Annotated in this window: 21 protein-coding genes; 2 read left to right on the forward strand and 19 right to left on the reverse strand. The window is 46.3% G+C overall.

Annotated features, from left to right (window positions below; translation table 11 throughout):
- Positions 1 to 4: 4 nt before the first annotated feature.
- The 18 genes from KNO71_RS03580 to KNO71_RS03665 form a co-directional block, all read right to left on the reverse strand.
- The gene (locus KNO71_RS03580; protein ID WP_214687276.1) at positions 5 to 472 is read right to left on the reverse strand and encodes a flavodoxin family protein; all 468 of its coding nucleotides are present in this window, start codon (positions 470 to 472) and stop codon (positions 5 to 7) included.
- A gap of 49 nt (positions 473 to 521) precedes the next feature.
- Positions 522 to 971, reverse strand: coding sequence for a hypothetical protein (locus KNO71_RS03585; protein WP_214687278.1), 450 nt, complete (start codon positions 969 to 971; stop codon positions 522 to 524).
- On the reverse strand, positions 968 to 1618 hold the full coding sequence (locus KNO71_RS03590) for an SIMPL domain-containing protein (protein WP_214687279.1): 651 nt from the start codon (positions 1616 to 1618) through the stop codon (positions 968 to 970). The genes KNO71_RS03585 and KNO71_RS03590 overlap by 4 nt, the downstream gene beginning before the upstream one ends.
- Before the next feature lie 33 nt (positions 1619 to 1651).
- Positions 1652 to 2395, reverse strand: coding sequence for a hypothetical protein (locus KNO71_RS03595; RefSeq protein ID WP_214687280.1), 744 nt, complete (start codon positions 2393 to 2395; stop codon positions 1652 to 1654).
- Positions 2392 to 2934, reverse strand: a complete 543-nt coding sequence (locus tag KNO71_RS03600; RefSeq protein ID WP_078147384.1) for an RNA polymerase sigma factor — start codon at positions 2932 to 2934, stop codon at positions 2392 to 2394. The genes KNO71_RS03595 and KNO71_RS03600 overlap by 4 nt, the downstream gene beginning before the upstream one ends.
- A gap of 115 nt (positions 2935 to 3049) precedes the next feature.
- Positions 3050 to 3220, reverse strand: coding sequence for a hypothetical protein (locus KNO71_RS03605; protein ID WP_214687281.1), 171 nt, complete (start codon positions 3218 to 3220; stop codon positions 3050 to 3052).
- Between the two features lie 23 nt (positions 3221 to 3243).
- Positions 3244 to 3789 (reverse strand): DUF2812 domain-containing protein, encoded by a 546-nt coding sequence (locus KNO71_RS03610; protein ID WP_214687282.1) that lies wholly within the window; start codon positions 3787 to 3789, stop codon positions 3244 to 3246.
- Positions 3786 to 4109, reverse strand: a complete 324-nt coding sequence (locus KNO71_RS03615) for a PadR family transcriptional regulator (protein ID WP_214687283.1) — start codon at positions 4107 to 4109, stop codon at positions 3786 to 3788. The genes KNO71_RS03610 and KNO71_RS03615 overlap by 4 nt, the downstream gene beginning before the upstream one ends.
- 233 nt (positions 4110 to 4342) lie before the next feature.
- On the reverse strand, positions 4343 to 6913 hold the full coding sequence (locus KNO71_RS03620) for an ABC transporter permease (protein ID WP_214687284.1): 2571 nt from the start codon (positions 6911 to 6913) through the stop codon (positions 4343 to 4345).
- Positions 6910 to 7593 carry an ABC transporter ATP-binding protein gene (locus KNO71_RS03625; protein ID WP_074033830.1) on the reverse strand — a complete coding sequence of 228 codons (684 nt, stop codon included), beginning with the start codon at positions 7591 to 7593 and terminating at the stop codon, positions 6910 to 6912. The genes KNO71_RS03620 and KNO71_RS03625 overlap by 4 nt, the downstream gene beginning before the upstream one ends.
- Before the next feature lie 92 nt (positions 7594 to 7685).
- Positions 7686 to 8690: a sensor histidine kinase gene (locus KNO71_RS03630; protein WP_214687286.1), complete on the reverse strand. Its 1005-nt coding sequence runs from the start codon at positions 8688 to 8690 to the stop codon at positions 7686 to 7688.
- Position 8691: 1 nt separating this feature from the next.
- Positions 8692 to 9372 (reverse strand): response regulator transcription factor, encoded by a 681-nt coding sequence (locus KNO71_RS03635; protein ID WP_214687288.1) that lies wholly within the window; start codon positions 9370 to 9372, stop codon positions 8692 to 8694.
- A gap of 119 nt (positions 9373 to 9491) precedes the next feature.
- Complete coding sequence (locus KNO71_RS03640) at positions 9492 to 9983, reverse strand: hypothetical protein (protein WP_214687289.1); 492 nt, start codon at positions 9981 to 9983, stop codon at positions 9492 to 9494.
- A gap of 149 nt (positions 9984 to 10132) precedes the next feature.
- Entirely contained in the window at positions 10133 to 11209 is a 1077-nt protein-coding gene (locus tag KNO71_RS03645) for an RNA-guided endonuclease InsQ/TnpB family protein (RefSeq protein WP_078147391.1), read from the reverse strand.
- 4 nt (positions 11210 to 11213) lie between these two features.
- Entirely contained in the window at positions 11214 to 11615 is a 402-nt protein-coding gene (tnpA, locus tag KNO71_RS03650; RefSeq protein WP_078147392.1) for an IS200/IS605 family transposase, read from the reverse strand.
- 164 nt (positions 11616 to 11779) lie between these two features.
- Positions 11780 to 11950, reverse strand: coding sequence for a hypothetical protein (locus KNO71_RS03655; RefSeq protein ID WP_214687290.1), 171 nt, complete (start codon positions 11948 to 11950; stop codon positions 11780 to 11782).
- Between the two features lie 120 nt (positions 11951 to 12070).
- Positions 12071 to 13078, reverse strand: a complete 1008-nt coding sequence (locus KNO71_RS03660) for a tRNA dihydrouridine synthase (protein WP_435528646.1) — start codon at positions 13076 to 13078, stop codon at positions 12071 to 12073.
- Between the two features lie 84 nt (positions 13079 to 13162).
- Positions 13163 to 13777: a TetR/AcrR family transcriptional regulator gene (locus tag KNO71_RS03665; protein WP_214687292.1), complete on the reverse strand. Its 615-nt coding sequence runs from the start codon at positions 13775 to 13777 to the stop codon at positions 13163 to 13165.
- Positions 13778 to 13978: 201 nt separating this feature from the next.
- Between KNO71_RS03665 and KNO71_RS03670 the strand changes: the two genes are divergently transcribed.
- Both KNO71_RS03670 and KNO71_RS03675 read left to right on the forward strand, forming a co-directional pair.
- Entirely contained in the window at positions 13979 to 14923 is a 945-nt protein-coding gene (locus tag KNO71_RS03670) for a DUF5692 family protein (RefSeq protein WP_214687293.1), read from the forward strand.
- A gap of 103 nt (positions 14924 to 15026) precedes the next feature.
- Positions 15027 to 15554, forward strand: coding sequence for an AAA family ATPase (locus tag KNO71_RS03675; protein WP_214687294.1), 528 nt, complete (start codon positions 15027 to 15029; stop codon positions 15552 to 15554).
- Here KNO71_RS03675 and KNO71_RS03680 read toward each other — a convergent pair.
- Positions 15546 to 15986: a hypothetical protein gene (locus tag KNO71_RS03680; protein ID WP_078147396.1), complete on the reverse strand. Its 441-nt coding sequence runs from the start codon at positions 15984 to 15986 to the stop codon at positions 15546 to 15548. The two genes, KNO71_RS03675 and KNO71_RS03680, sit on opposite strands and share 9 nt — an antisense overlap.
- Positions 15987 to 16015 lie beyond the last annotated feature (29 nt).

Consider the following 16015-nt stretch of genomic DNA (forward strand, 5'->3'; position numbering starts at 1 on the left):
TGTATTATCCGACCAACTCCCGCGCCCATGCTTTCGCACGTTCGAGTTCGCCTTCCTTCAACATCTCCGTCGTCCCATCGACGAGGAACGACTCTTTTTGGACAGCCGTCGCCCCTTTTTCAATCATTTCCCCTTCGACTCGATTGACGGCATGACCGAACCAATCAATGATTTTACCAAGAATCTGATTCTGTTTCTCTTTGACGACACTCGTGTCAAAGGCAGCCGTCCGTTTCCCTCGTAACGCATTGTCCGAAATTCCGTCCAAAAATACTTTAATGTCTTCCGTTTCGTATCCCCCATGTGTCGGTGAGCCGATGATGACCAGGTCGACATGTGCCAAGTCGCCTAATCCAATATTCAATACGTGTTCCATACGTGCCTCATGGTCTTTCGACAGCTCTTGCTGCATCGCATGAGCAATCTTTTCAGTATGACCATACAGTGAGTCAAAAATAATCAAGATGTTCATCGTGAATCCCCCTTTACCGAACCTATTTTTATTATTCCCGTTCCCATTTTCACGCTCGTTCATGCTTCTTTTTGTACAATGAGCTTCGCTTGAAGAACGTCCAACTCAACATCACAATGCCCATCCCAAGTAGGCCGTAACCAAAGAATTTGATAAAGTCTCTTGAATGGTACGGTGCTTTGAACCGATACTCCGCTCGCTTCCACTCCGAACCGTCCTCGACCGCAATGACGTCTTCCACGGACTCCCCGTCGACTTCACGATACGTTGTCCCAATCGGATATCCGTTCGAAGCATTTCCGTAATACCGTCCCGTCTCGTCGTTGACCGTCGTTTCCACTTCACCGATCACGTCACCGAGTGCACCCTCCTCGATCGTTGTGTCGAGCACTTCATATGCGTTTCGGTCGAACACGACAAATATATATGCGTAGGAAAGAGCGGATACAGGTAACGCAATCGAAAGTGAAAGGAGAATCAAAAGAGTCAGTCGCCTCATTTTAAACTCCAGATGAACGTCGCCGAATCACTGACGTCAATATCATCCGGTTCGAGTTCAGGCATCCGTGATTCCGAATAGACGACGTCCTGACTATAGAGGACGTTTGTAGGCGAGAACAGGTGAATCTCTCCCCATGTGTAGTCAATTTGAAGCAAGTCTCCGAGTTCGGCGCCTGCTCCTTTCGCAAGAAGCTCTGCTCGTTTTTTCGCATTCTCCGCGGCACTCACCAATAGCTGATCCTCGATCGCATTCGGGTCTTTCATCGTAAAGCGAATGGAGAGTTTCGGATTTGCCCGAGATTGACTGATTTGTTCGATGACGTCCGATAGTTTAGACGTATCGAGCGCAAATTCGAGCTTCGTCTTCTGTTTACAGACATATCCGACAAACCGCGACCGATAATTCTTATCTCCATCACGATAGCTCTCGTATTCCGTATCAATCGAAAAGTCACTCGTTTTGAGGTCCGTCTTGTCAAACCCTGCACGCGTGATGGCTTTTTGAAGATGGGACACCGCACTTGCCGCCTCAGTCATCGTATCTTCGTACCGTGGCGCTTTCGAGACGAGGTCCATGTGAATCACAATCAAATCCGGTCGAGATGAGACGTTCCCCGTCCCTTTTACGGTAATCTTTCGTTCCATATCCATTTCCCCCTTATCGATTTGAGTTCTCCATTATTCTGAAAATCGCGTCATCATCCAGTCTTCTACTTCATCGAGTGAGTCCACACCTTGCAAGGAGGGGTAAGCATCCCGCTCGAACAAGAGTCCGTTCGGAGTATCTAAAAATAGATAACGCTCCCCATCCGGAAAACCGTAATCGGCAATATCTTTCAATCGGAGCGTGGCATCATTTTGTTCCCAGACAAACTCGTCATCATATGGAATCGGCATGAAAATTCCTTCCATGCCCTGTTTCACGTGCGAGATAACAGATGCATCTGTTGTCTGTCCGGTTTCCTTGATGGCATCGGCACGAACAATCAAATCTCGCCCGATTTGCACGTCCCCTCGATACACATTAGATACGTGTATCGTGATAAGTGACTGATATTCGGTCTCTCCATTGAAATCAATCTCGATATGTCGAATGTTCGTGACCGTTCCTCGGACCACGACAGGATTCCATTTCGAAAAGAGTTCATCTTCGGTCATGTCCATCATATTTTCCTCGGAAATATCTGATGTCACTTTTGATTGGTCGACAATGTGAACGGAATTCGCAGTGGAATCCGTAGATAATGGGATGCGTTCGTTCCAGACATTCGATGTGAAGAGCATGAATCCTGCAGCGATCGCAACGAGAAGTCCCCCTCCCCATTTCAGTCGTTGATAAGGTTTTCGCTCTATCATCATCGATTCCTCTATATACCGGTCATCGACTTCACCGAGTAGTCGAAGGATCTGCTCACTTTTCATACACGAACGCCTTCTGCTTCAAGCGCTCGCTGTAACGCATCCCGTGTGCGCTTCAAGGTCATTTTGACATGGCTCTCACCGAGCTGATGTGTCGTTGCAATTTCTTGAATCGAGTGTAAATAGAAATAACGTTGCATGAACATCACCCTTGTCAGTCGAGGTAGGTCTGCTAGAAATTCATTCAACACGTCGACGAGGTCTTCGTCTTTCATCGATTCCGTAAGGACATGTTCTAGTTCTTCATAGACGAGCGGTACTTCCCCACCACCACGTTTTTTTGCATGATTCTTCTTATAACGCTGTAGTGCGAGATTTCGCACGATCTTCGTCAAATACGCTCCGAGTCGAAGCGGACGTGTCGGCGGGATCGACTCCCACGCTTTCATATATAAATCGTTCAAACACTCCTCTGTGTCTTCGCGATTCTGTAGAATATTATAAGAAACACGATGACAATAGCTTCCGTATTTCTTCTTCGTCGCGACAATCGCATACTCCGATCGTTCCCAGTACCAATCGATGATGACCTGGTCATCCATCCAGTTACCCCCTTCGTAATAACCCCTCTATATCTATAGACCCCAATCTCATATCATTCGTCACAATCTATCAAAAAAACCTCGTCGTCGAGACGAGGAATGTTACCCTGATCCATCATTTCTTCCAAATCGATACGACAAGCCCGCCAATGTAGCCAATCATCGCCCCGCTCGCAATCCCATATGTCAATTGAATATGAAAGAAGAACGAGAGGATTACACCGAGTGTCGTCCCCGCAATCAATCCAAAACAAATGATACAGTCCTTCCATTCTCGTGAATCCATCTTGCTCCTCCTAATCCATGCGCTCAATCTGACGACTTCATCTCTCCAATCGCTTTGAGAGCTTTTAGTGTCCTAACTTTCCGAGTATGATGTTGGACCGCATAAGCCAACATCGCGACGACAACTATGTCCAATAGGATGGTCCACTGCGCAAACTGCGCATATGGATTGGAAAGATTCGCGACCACCACAACAAAATTGGCGAGCCCTACTGCGCCATACAGTTGGATCATACGTTTCTCACGTTGAATCATCGAATCAAAATTCGAATACAATTGAAACTGTCCGTCACTCGTTCGTTTTCGTAAAAAAATCCACCGATACGACGTATCGACCACTTCGACTCCCACTTCATCTAAGAATGCCATATACGCCTTCGACTCGGGGTGAGAAGGTAAGTGGGACAACAATTCGATTCGGTAGGTGAACGTCCCAGGTTCAACTTGTTTGAACACATATCGCATCAAACGAAAGGATTCGAGCGCCCATCCGCTTTGAGCCATCTCGTTGAGCCACTTCTCTTCCTTCTCATAATCAACAAAGATGCGATAAATCGTTTTCGTCTTCATGTGTCCAACTCCTTCGTCAATTTATGACCGTGTCGCACCAGTTCTTCTAGCCGATTTAACTCCGACCGAAGTGCCTTTCGACCCGCTTCCGTGATCTCATACTCTTTCTTCCGCCCCGTACCTTCGAGCGCCTGAATCCATCCACGCTCTACTAGACTACTCAGGGCGCCGTATAACGTACCTGGGGCGAGTTGAACCCGCCCATTGCTTAATTCTTGAACGAATTGCATCATCCCATACCCATGCCTCGGGACTTGCAGAGATAATAATATATAATAAACCGCCTCGGTTAATGCGCCTGTACTTGACTGTTGTGTCACGTATCCCGCTCCTTTGTATCGTTCTTCGTTATATCGTCATCCGATATATCAAAAATATCCTATTTTTGGTTAATTAACAAGAGCTGTGACATAATATTTTTATTTTGGTCGTTCTTCGTATAGTTTTGGTAATCGTGTTTTGTTTGTCATGACATCATAAACAAGGGACTCAATATGTACTGAGCCCCTTGTTTTGTACTTCATGGTTTGTCATGAATTTTTCAATAATCTACTTAATCATTTTCTTGTTTCAATCGGTCGATAATGTTATCTTTCTTTATTTTTGAAACGGAATATAGCATCGAGGCACCCACAATCATGAAAATCATGATGACGACAAACAAAATGCTATTCCACGGCAAGGTAAACGGAGCATCAAACGTATTGATTTGCGCTCGATAGATGAGGTACATGATGAGAAGACTGATGGGAATCCCATACGCAAGGGCTTTCACCCCATAAAAAATGCTTTCATAGTACACCATCTTATTGAATCCTTTCGGAGTCATCCCAACCGAACGAAGCATCGCAAACTCACGACGACGAAGTGAGACGCTCGTTGAAATCGTATTAAAAATGTTCGCAATCGAGATTAGCGAAATTAGCACGATAAACCCGTACACAAATATTGATAAAAGTAACAACATCTGTTCTTGTTGTTCCCGTTGTTCCGATACGTTAAAGACATACAAATCCGAATTCTGTTCCGCTTCAATCACTTGTTGTGTGTCCTCGGAATCATCTGTATTCAACGCGATTGATGGACTCGATTGTTTCATCAAATCCCCGATTGCGTCTTCTTCAAACGTCCCTTCTCGTACTATCACATCGAGCCATCCAAGAGAACCTGTCATCACACCGGTCGGGGCGATATCTGTCATAGCACCAATTTGAATCGTTCTAAGCGGTGCCGCGTCGCCCGTTGCATTCTCGTCCCTCAATTCAAACGTATCACCGATTTCTGCTTCGACCGTCTCTGAAGTGATGAATTTTTTCTGATCCATGTCTTGATACGAAATCTCATCAATCAAGACGGCTCCTGGTACGTCCCCGTCTTCAAAACGACTGACAGGCGCTCCGATTTGTTTCAAGTACGCATTGAAACTTTCATCATCTAATTGATAGAGGGATACGTAGTACATAAATTTTCCGTCAACAAACGTCGATGCAAAATTCTCGTTCTCGATAATCGCACTCGGTAATTGAGATTTGCTGACCATCGTTTGGACCGTTGCATTTTCAAAATATGTTCCGTTCGTCACATGATCTAACGATTCATAACGTCGTAAATCATTTTGATCAAGCGTTGAACCATTCACAAGAATATCGAAATCATAGTCTGCTTGAGACATGTCAAGGGACTGTTCGAGACGATCAGTGAAGTAACTGACCACTAAAAACAGGACGATACTGATGACGAGCGAGAAGACGGTAACCAGATACCGTTTACGGTTGCGCTTCGTATTCTTCAACCCAATCTCTGCTTCTAAACCGAAAAGACGACGAACTAGTTTTGACGTCTTCACTTGTTTTGATGTCAATCGTACATCTTGCGTTTGACGAATGGCGTCAATCGCAGAAATCTTTGAGGCTCGACGCGCCGGAAGATAGCAGGAAATGAAAATGGTTACGCTCGAAATGAAGAGAGTTAATAGTAAAGTGATTGGTGTGACGACAACTTCAAACTTCTCCGTCACGTTCAACGCTTTTTCGGCAAATGCATTGATGAATAGGAATGTGAACGCAATACCCGTAATCCCCGCCAGGATACCGAGCGGAATGCTAATTCCCCCAATAACCATCCCTTCAAAATAGACCGAGTTGCGCTTTTGTCGCTTCGTAGCCCCGACACTTGCCAACATTCCGAGGTAACGAGAACGCTCCGACACACTGATGGCGAATGCGTTATAGATTAGAGAAATCGAACCGATCACAATGACCGCCATGATGATTCCACCAAATCCATATAGCGTTTTACGCAAGCCATCGTCATTTGTCACTCCATAATAACGAAGCAATGAGGAATTATAGGCGACACGTTCTATGTTCTGTTCGGTCATCAACTGTTTCGCTTCCGAATAAATCGAGTTGTCTACATCGTTCAAGGCGACGAACGTATCGACTTTTGCTCCATTCAATTCTTGATCATCGATGAATCCGACGACTGTATACCCTGGCGACCAAGTCGGTTCCCAGTCAGGTCGAGCCATCGTTCCAACAACCGTCAATGTCACCGTATCCTCAACGTTTAATTGTTCGAGAATCGTCTCATCTTCTCGGATCAAACCATCATTTTGTGTCAACACGTGACCTGATGACGGATCAATCCGCTCTCCAATCTCAAGTGTCAATTCATCACCGATGTTATAGGTGACGAGGGCATTTTGGCGAATCCCTTCTGAAATGACGACTTCGCCTTCTTTTTCCGGTAGACGCCCCTCAGTCAAGTCAATTGGAAAACTCTTCAATCCGGATGTGTTATAGTTTCGAACATATAAGTATGGTTTGTAAGCATTTTGTGACTCTTCTAGTTGAGCATAACCATCATTTGAAAGGATGACAGCCTTCGTGTTCGCATCATCCCAAATAGCTTCGACTTGCTTTTCGTTTGTATCTAGATACTGAACATGCCATTCTCCGTTATCTGCGATGTCTTGACGAATCATCAAATCCAAAAAAGAAGATCCGAGCGTTGTGACAGCTGTAATCATCGATACAGAGATGATGACTCCGATGATTGTAACAAGCGAGCGTCGTTTGTTCTCGCGCAAATGCCGAAGTGTCATTTTATTGATGATGTTCATGCGCGGACGACCTCATTCTTCGCAATCTTGCCATCTTCAATCGAAATGATACGATCCGCCTGTAAGGCAATCCGCTCGTCATGGGTAATGATGATGAGCGTTTGATTGAATTTCTTATTGAACAGTTTTAACAGGCTCATGATTTCTTCACTATTTTGACTATCCAAGTTTCCTGTCGGCTCGTCAGCTAAGATAATAGCCGGATTACTAATCAGTGCCCGACCGATGGAAACGCGCTGCTGTTGCCCTCCCGATAATTGATTTGGTAAATGGGTCAATCGGTTTGACAAGCCCAAGATGCCGATGATGCGTTCCAAGTGAGCGATATCCACTTTTTGTTCATCTAATAGCATCGGTAACGTGATGTTCTCTTCGACCGTTAAAATCGGAATCAAGTTATAAAACTGATAAATCAAACCGATTTGTCGACGACGGAAAATGGCAAGCTGCGTCTCGTCCAATGCATAAATGTCTGTTTGATCAATCAACACCTGTCCACTCGTCGGCACATCGACACCACCAAGTAAATGCAACAATGTCGATTTCCCCGAACCCGAAGGACCGACGATACAGACAAATTCACCTTTCTTCACCGTGAACGAGACGTCATCGAGCGCTCTGACCTCCATCTCGTCCTTGCCGTATACTTTCGATAAGTTTTGTACTTCTAATATGTTCATGTTTGCACCCTCCAGTACTTGATCTACTTCGAGTGTACCGAGTGAGTGTGACTCGTCTGTGACTCGAAAGTGACGATTTCGTCACTTAGCGGTCAGACAACTGCTTTATAGAAGCGAATATGAAAATCCGTTCCGACCCCAGGTTCGCTTCGAACAGTCAACTCACCTTCCTGGCTCATAATGATACTGTGTGCCATGGCAAGCCCAATCCCGACACTTTCTTCGCTCGCATTCACACCTTTATAAAACCGTTGGAAAATGGACGGGAGGTCTTGTTTTGCGACGCCAATCCCCGTGTCACGAATCACAATTTCTGTATACAGCGTATTTTCACTAAACTCGATGAATACATCGCCCTGTTCCGGCGTATGCTCCACACAATTTTTTAAGATGTTGATGAGTGCCTCCGTCGTCCACTTCAAATCACCCTCGAATGCAACATCTTTTTCGCCTTGAACATGGAGTCGTTGCATTTTAATATCAATCGGTACGAGCATCGGTTCCGCTACGGCTTCAATGAGCGCAGGGACAGATACCAATTCGCGCTTGAAATGTATTGTCCCGGCATCAATTTTTGATAGTTTGAGAAGAGAAGACAAGAGCCACTCCATTCGTTCAAGTTGTACTTGTACGTTATGGGTGAATTCTTGACGCTTTTCCTCGGATAGACGAGGGTCACTGAGGAGATCCGCCATGACGGTCATCGAGGTGAGCGGTGTCTTCAATTGATGGGAGATATCGGAGATCGCATCCGTTAACTTCTGTTTATCTTCTTCAAGATGCGCGCCTTGTTCAGATAGCATTTTCGTCACTTTGTAGAGTTGGCTCTTTAACAAACTGAGCTCCCCTTCGCGATTATCACGGACATCCAATGTATAGTTGCCATTACTGATTTCTTGAAGATATCCCGAGAGCTGCTCGATTTCTCGATAACGCCATGCCGTGAAACGATACGTAACGCCGAAAAGTATGATTGCTAATAGGACGACCAGAACGGCCGCCTCTATGGACATGAACAAGACGGCAATACCTACAGCTATTCCAATGAGGAATAGACAAGTGAACAAGTATATTCTTATTTCTTGGTTTCGCAACATATTAACGCCCCACCTTGTATCCGATTCCACGCACAGTCGTAATAAGCATCGGGTGTTGTAGATCATCCTCTAGTTTCTCGCGGAGTCGCTTAATATAAACGGTTAACGTATTATCGTTCACGAATTCCCCACCCACATCCCAAATCTGATCGAGTAGTTGGGCCCGTGACAACACTTGCCCTGTATGCCTCCCAAAGATGAGCAACAAACGATACTCGAGCGCTGTCAACAAAATTTCGTCCCCATTCTTTTTTACTTTTGCATCTTGCGTATTGATTTCAACTGGACCAATCGTCAACAGAGGCGAGCGTACGTTTTTATTGTATCGACGAAGTACCGAGTGAATTCGTGAAACGAGTTCTCGGACACGGAACGGTTTCGTGATGTAGTCGTCCGCTCCCATATCGAGTCCCATCACCACATTCACTTCATCATCGAATGCCGTCAGAAAGATGACAGGGATGTCTTGTTGTTGCTTCACGAGCCGACATAAGTCATATCCACTCCCATCTGGCAGTGACAAATCAAAGAGGCATAAATCAATTGTATGTAACTGTTGTTCAATCATAATCGTCGCGTCAGCCACGTTTTGGCATAACGTTGTTCTAAATTGTTCTTGTTCGAGTGAATATTGGAGACCGGAGGCGATCGTCCGGTCGTCTTCTACGATTAGAATATGCATGGTATTCCCTCCTGACTCTTCTCCCCATAATATAGCAGTCTTTATTCAAGTGAGGTGAGAAATCAAAAATCCCTAACGAGAAATCTCGTCAGGGGGACAATACGTTCTTTGCACGCGGATTAGAATGTTGTAACTCGAAGGCACTCCGGTCGTACGAATCCGACTTCACCTAAGAATCGTAATGCATCAATCGTCAATTCGTCGAGCTTGATGGATTGAACTTTCGGCTCGGTCTGTTCATCGACCCACACTTTCCAAATCTCGACTTCCCCCGCCGTCTTCAAATGGTCGGTTATATACTCGACGAGCTGTTCGGCTCTCGCATCGGAATAACGCCAACGCAACTCTACTACGTGCGGTTTTGAAGAATAAGCCTCGACGTTCTCCACGGCATAATAGAGACTATGTTTAATCTCAATCTCGTCCAGTTGCTCTTCCGACTCGACGTTCATCAAAATCTTTTCATCACGGTCGAGATCCTCGACGTCTGTCAGAATGTCAGGCAACTCGAATCCTTTTTGGATGGCCTCGTTGATAGATAAGAACTCGCCATATGGATTTTCAACTTCTTTTAGTGGGTGATCGCTCACAATAAATTGGAATTCACTCATGTCAAAGCCCCCTCTTGTTTTATTGACACTCCCACGATTAAAACCGTGGGATTCTGAAGTGCTTGTGCGAGCGCAGTCCATTTCTGTTTTGCTCAAGCCTTCAGATGAGGGTGTGCCATCACCCCTCCTGAGACAGATCATATAGATTCTCAGGCTGATTGACTTTTACCATCAACCACAGGTGCGGTTCGGATATTCATCGCACCGACTACATCTCGATGTTTATTAAATCCGCAAGAACACGAATAGGTACGGTCTTTCGCTTTATTCCGACTCCCGCAAGAAGGGCATGTTTGAGATGTGTGTGCAGGATTGACATATTCAACCTTGATCCCTTCTAGTTTCGCCTTGTACTCGATAAACAATGCCAAGCGATAGAACGACCATGTATGCAGATTCTTATTGTTTTTACGGCTTGTTCTTGCCGTCTGCCGGATATTCGCCAGCTTCTCTAGGCGAATGACAGAAATATTGTTCTCTTTTGCGAAGTCGACGATCTCACGGCTCACCTTGTGATCCTTGTCTTTCATCCAACGCTGCTCCTTGTTGTCCAGTTCCTTGATCGCGTTCAGCTTCTTCTTTTGACCGAGCTCTTTCCGTCTCGCCCGGAACTTGCGTTTCATGCACTTGTTTTCACGACCGTTCCCAAAGAACCTCACCTTGTCGCAATCGGTCGATGCGACCGCCGGGACTTTGAGACCGAGGTCGACACCAAGAACCTTCGTACCGGTCTTCTCCGTCGTGGGGATTGTGACAGCGATTTGAGCCATCCATTTATTTGACTTCTTCGTGATACGAAGCGTACCCAGCTTGTTATTCAGAAGGGAGAAGTTACGATTGTCTCGATCGACCATCTCGGCACGGATCTCTGTCCTTTTGACCTTCCCGTCTACCATGATTGGAAGAAAAACGGACTCAAAATCGAACGAATAGTTCTGGTTGTTCCATGTGCAATAAGGTTTCTTCAGGACAGGGACGACCTTGTATTTCGAATTCTTCACTTTCCGGAAGACACTCTGGGCATCTTTGATGACCTGGTTCTTGACGGCACTAGGCAAGGGCGAGGAGACATTCTTGCTCGTCAACTTGAGCGTCACCTCGGCTTTCACCATGTCCGAGACAAGTCGGTTGGTCGTCTCGATGTATGTCGCCATCATATCTTTTAGAATCGATTCCTGTTCTTTGGTAGGATGAAGCTTGATATTGACCGTCAACGTCTGGGACACGGTGTCACCCCCTTGTTTTTTGTTGTTCAACATAACGTTTAATCGTTTCGCTCGATACATTTCCAGCGGTGGAGACGAAATAGGATCGTGTCCAGAGACTCGGCAAATGTTGAAGATGAGGAAATTCCTCTCTTAACTTTTTAGATGTTACTCTCTTTATTTTTGCCATGATGTCAGCAGGACTCAGTGTTGGAGGGGCGTTAAGGAACATATGCGTATGATCTTTCTCGCATTCCAAGGCTATAATGTTGATATTCAGTTCTTCGCATATTTCGGACATCAAACCTTTGAAACGTGTTTCTACATCGTTACGAAGGAATATCTTTCTTCTGTATCGAGGACAGAAGACGAAGTGATAATTGATTAGAGAAACAGTAATATGAGTTCTTCTATAGTTGGTTTCCATATTCATATCGTGTCAGTTTAACCAACAAACTGCAACAAGAAGATTTCCAGATACTTAAAGCGCCAAAACCTTCGGACTCTTTACTGACACTCCGCATCCTGCCGAGCTTTTATCCCACCCCTAAAGGAGTGGGCTTTCCCGCTCGAAAATTCTGTAATGGGTCGCTATCGTTTGATTGCACGAATGGATATGAAAAGACCAATCACATATCCGATGATTGAACCGATGACAATACCGTACATAAACGGAAAATCAACTAATAAAGAGATGACGATTCCGCTAACCGTGCCAAATACAAGTCCAAGCCCGACTGCTGATTCGCACCATTCGCTCATCTTCACCCCTCCTCTTCTTTCCACTCATTACATACGAATCGACCATATGAAACGTTTCATCGTCATCTACTATTTTTCATATAAAAAAGGGACTCAGTATTCACTGACCCCCTTCAAAAACTATTCGACTGTCGAGACCGCCTCAGCGAGTGCTGCCTCTTCTTCATGATATTTCTCGACAAAGGCATCGAGCAACGCTCGTACCTCATCCGTCGATTTCGTTTCCATCAAGTTATGACGGAGCTCGCTCGCCCCACGGAATCCTTTGACATAAATCTTGAAGAAACGGTGCAAGTTCGAAATCGAACGCGGCACGTCTTCCTGGAATTTATCCTGAAGGTCCAGTTGCAGACGCAATAGATCAAGATGTTCTTCCATCGAATGCTCGCGTGGTTCTTTCTCGAACGCGAACGGGTTCTTGAAAATCCCGCGACCGATCATGACACCATCGACCCCGTATTTTTCAACGAGCTCGAGTCCCATTTGACGGTCGAGGATGTCCCCGTTGATGGTGATGAGCGTATCCGGCGCAATCTCGTCCCGCAACTTTACGATGTCTGGGATCATTTCCCAGTGCGCGTCGACTTTACTCATCTCGTTGCGCGTGCGCAAGTGAATCGACAAGTTGGCGATGTCTTGTTTCAAGAGATGCGTCAACCAGTCACGCCACTCATCGAGCTTCGAATAGCCAAGTCGTGTCTTGACGCTGACCGGGAGACCACCGGCTTTTGCTGCTTGAATGAGCTCAGCCGCAACTTCCGGACGGAGAATAAGACCGCTCCCCTTCCCACGTTTCGCCACGTTCGGGACCGGGCAACCCATATTGATATCGAGTCCTTTATAGCCCATCTCGGCCATCCCGATACTCATTTGACGGAAATATTCCGGATTGTCTCCCCAGATGTGGGCGACCATCGGCTGCTCATCCTCAGTGAACGTCAAACGACCACGGAGGCTTCCTTTTCCTTCCGGATGGCAATAGCTGTCCGAGTTCGCGAATTCTGTGAAGAAGACGTCCGGGCGTCCCGCGTGGGCGACGACATGACGGAAGACGACATCGGTCACATCTTCCATCGGGGCAAGTATAAAGAACGGACGCGGAAGGTCGCGCCAAAAGTTTTCTTTCATCGTAAAATCAGTTCCTTTCATCCATACAGTCCAACAAAATCACTCATCTATTCTATTATGTCCGTCGGATTGTATCAACTGACATTACTCATGATCCGTTTCTTTCGAGCGAATGAGTTGAAAAAAGTGCGGGAATCCTTCGGTCAATAAGTAATGAAGCACACGATTCGTGTATTCCGGTTCAATCGTTCCCGTGCGAAGTAGCGTCTGGAGCACCATCCCGTCAATCCCGGCCATCGTCCATGTGGCGACCGCCTGAGTCATCGGCCCTTGCTCGACTCCGTAAGCCCGTACAAAGATCGTCTCAATCCGTGTGATCCAGTCTTGATATTTCTCTCTGAACTTTTGTTCGATCTCCTCATTGCCAATCATCGCTTCGTGGGCGAGATAAAATTGAAGTCGGCTCTCCGCATCTTTTTGAAGGCGCTCCTGCATACCTTCATAGATTTCCTGAATAATCACCGTCGCTTCCTTTCGATCGTCATGGGAGACGGTCTCAATGCGTTTTACCTCACCGAGCCCCTCGTCCATCACGTCATATAGAATCGCCTCTTTGGACGTGTAGTAATGATAAATCGCACCCGTACTGAATCCGGCCCGCTCCGCAATCCCTCGGAGCGTCGTGCCTTTGATGCCCTGTTCGACGATGATTTCACGCGCAGCTTGTAAGATTTTCAACTTTCCTTCGTTCATCATCATCTCGCACCCTCCTCTGTTTTCAACGCTCATTATACCATAATGATGTGGCGAACTTTCGACACTTCCATGTGAGCTCCCACCTCTTATTGACAGCGCTTACAATAGTTTGTTACAATTTTCACATAAACATAACGAACGTTCGGTATGTTTAGCCATTGCATTTATTTCTGTTTATCTCATTTTCGAAAGGAGTGTCATGTTATGTTTTTCTTCGAATCAATGCCTTGGTATAACGTCGTCATGTGGTTCGTCGTCCTTGGACTGCTGATGGGGTTTAACGAGTTCGTCCGTTCTGGTAAACGGGCGAGCCAACTTATGTTCATGGCGTTACCGATCGCACTGACTCCAATCTGGTTGTTTGTCGTCGATTCGGAAATCACGTCGTGGTTCCATTGGGTGAAGGTGTATTCGGCACTCGCCGGCGCGCTCATCTACATGGTCATCCGCTTCACGAACTACCATAAGAAACATCCTTGGTATTTAGTACTCGTCCCGGCCATTCTTGCCATCAATATCATGGAGGCCGTTATACGGGAGTTTCAAGTCGGCTTCATGGGATTTGATGGAGTCGTCGACGGTATGAATTACATCTCCGGTGGGTGGAACTACGTGAACGCCTTCGCCGGAATTTTGAACATCCTCACCATTTGTGGCTGGTTCGGCATCTTTGCGACGTCCGGTAAGCGAGTCGATATGATTTGGCCGGACCAGACGAAATTGTGGATCATCGCATATGGGATTTGGAACATCTCCTACGTCTATTCGTGTGCACCAGGTAACGCATTTTATTCCGGATTTGCGTTAAACATTGCCGCGACCATCCCTGCTCTCCTTTGGGCGAAAGGAACATGGATGCAGAACCGTGCCCAAACGCTCTCAATTTGGATGATGTGGGTTATGACCTTCCCTTACTTCTTTGCGGTCGGCAGTACGTTCAATGTGAGCGTCTCTTATAATCCGGCAGCGAACTGGACGCTCGCCCTCATCAGTCTCGCCCTCAACGTCGTGCTCGCCGTCATGCAGGTTTCACGTATTATGAAACGACGTCTCAATCCGTTGAAAGACGAGATGTGGACCGATACTGAAGAATACAAACGAGTCGATGCGTTACGAGAAACAGAATCCCCTAATCCTAAGACAGCATGACAACACCCCATAGTAGATGGAATTCGAATTCCGCTACTATGGGGTGTTTTTTGTAGGACTCCATTGTAGTCGTAGAGAATAGAAACACGAAAGGATGATGACAATGATTTTGTGGATTAACGGTGCATTCGGCTCGGGCAAGACAACCTGTGCCAAGCTACTTGAGAAACAGTTGCCGAACGCGTTTCTCTATGACCCGGAACAAGTCGGCTTTTTCATTCGGGACCAATTGCCGAAAAGCCTTCAACAGTCCGATTTTCAGCACCATCCGGAATGGCGGGAGTTCAACTATCGGATGTTGTCGAAGATTGCCACGTCCTTCGATGGGATCATCCTCGTTCCGATGACATTGGTGGACGCAACGTATGTAGACGAAATCATCGGTCGGCTTCAGCGGGACGGGATCGACGTACGTCATTTGATCCTCGAAGCGCATCGACAAACGCTCGTGAAACGATTGAATAAACGTTTCGAATGGTTCAACTCTTGGGGGAAAGCGCAGATTGATCGCTGCCAGTCCGCATTTCAATCTGAAATCCATGCAGAAAAAATTGTAACAGATCACCTCTCAAAACAAGATGTTGCGCGAGCGGTCGCCGATCATGTCGGTCTCACACTTGCCTCAAAATGATTCAGATTCATACATCGCTTCGGACGGCTCGTCTTCCCATCGGATGACGAGCTCACTTGAATGGGATAGACTCAGCTCCACCGCCTCACACATCGTATCGGTCAACCACATGCAGCGAAACAACAGTTGCCGATATCCGTACAGTTCATCGACGATTTCAAAGCGCCCCATTTGAACGAACTGGCTCAACTGTTCAATTGGACACACCGAATAAGTGGATTCACCAAAGCGAACGAGCGACGAAGTATCCCAGTCCACGTTCGAGATGGTCACGGTGGCACGACCCGTCCATACCGCTTCCTTTTTGAACAAGTCACGGATCCCATCCATAAAGACGAGACGGATTGTCGAACCCGTCACAGTCGCTTCTGTGATGACCGCATCATGCAGGGAAAGCGGGACGTTACGAGTTCGAAACGTATATTGCTTCATTCAATCCCTCCTAAAGATTACTGTTATAT

This window comes from Exiguobacterium sp. s163, from assembly GCF_018617135.1.
GTDB lineage: Bacteria > Bacillota > Bacilli > Exiguobacteriales > Exiguobacteriaceae > Exiguobacterium > Exiguobacterium profundum.

Coding starts and splice junctions, on each gene's coding strand:
- KNO71_RS03580 (WP_214687276.1), bottom strand. CDS start 472: ATGAACATCTTGATTATTTTTGACTCACTGTATGGTCATACTGAAAAG.
- KNO71_RS03585 (WP_214687278.1), bottom strand. CDS start 971: ATGAGGCGACTGACTCTTTTGATTCTCCTTTCACTTTCGATTGCGTTA.
- KNO71_RS03590 (WP_214687279.1), bottom strand. CDS start 1,618: ATGGAACGAAAGATTACCGTAAAAGGGACGGGGAACGTCTCATCTCGA.
- KNO71_RS03595 (WP_214687280.1), bottom strand. CDS start 2,395: ATGAAAAGTGAGCAGATCCTTCGACTACTCGGTGAAGTCGATGACCGG.
- KNO71_RS03600 (WP_078147384.1), bottom strand. CDS start 2,934: ATGGATGACCAGGTCATCATCGATTGGTACTGGGAACGATCGGAGTAT.
- KNO71_RS03605 (WP_214687281.1), bottom strand. CDS start 3,220: ATGGATTCACGAGAATGGAAGGACTGTATCATTTGTTTTGGATTGATT.
- KNO71_RS03610 (WP_214687282.1), bottom strand. CDS start 3,789: ATGAAGACGAAAACGATTTATCGCATCTTTGTTGATTATGAGAAGGAA.
- KNO71_RS03620 (WP_214687284.1), bottom strand. CDS start 6,913: ATGAACATCATCAATAAAATGACACTTCGGCATTTGCGCGAGAACAAA.
- KNO71_RS03625 (WP_074033830.1), bottom strand. CDS start 7,593: ATGAACATATTAGAAGTACAAAACTTATCGAAAGTATACGGCAAGGAC.
- KNO71_RS03630 (WP_214687286.1), bottom strand. CDS start 8,690: ATGTTGCGAAACCAAGAAATAAGAATATACTTGTTCACTTGTCTATTC.
- KNO71_RS03635 (WP_214687288.1), bottom strand. CDS start 9,372: ATGCATATTCTAATCGTAGAAGACGACCGGACGATCGCCTCCGGTCTC.
- KNO71_RS03640 (WP_214687289.1), bottom strand. CDS start 9,983: ATGAGTGAATTCCAATTTATTGTGAGCGATCACCCACTAAAAGAAGTT.
- tnpA (WP_078147392.1), bottom strand. CDS start 11,615: ATGGAAACCAACTATAGAAGAACTCATATTACTGTTTCTCTAATCAAT.
- KNO71_RS03655 (WP_214687290.1), bottom strand. CDS start 11,950: ATGAGCGAATGGTGCGAATCAGCAGTCGGGCTTGGACTTGTATTTGGC.
- KNO71_RS03660 (WP_435528646.1), bottom strand. CDS start 13,078: ATGAAAGAAAACTTTTGGCGCGACCTTCCGCGTCCGTTCTTTATACTT.
- KNO71_RS03665 (WP_214687292.1), bottom strand. CDS start 13,777: ATGATGATGAACGAAGGAAAGTTGAAAATCTTACAAGCTGCGCGTGAA.
- KNO71_RS03670 (WP_214687293.1), top strand. CDS start 13,979: ATGTTTTTCTTCGAATCAATGCCTTGGTATAACGTCGTCATGTGGTTC.
- KNO71_RS03675 (WP_214687294.1), top strand. CDS start 15,027: ATGATTTTGTGGATTAACGGTGCATTCGGCTCGGGCAAGACAACCTGT.
- KNO71_RS03680 (WP_078147396.1), bottom strand. CDS start 15,986: ATGAAGCAATATACGTTTCGAACTCGTAACGTCCCGCTTTCCCTGCAT.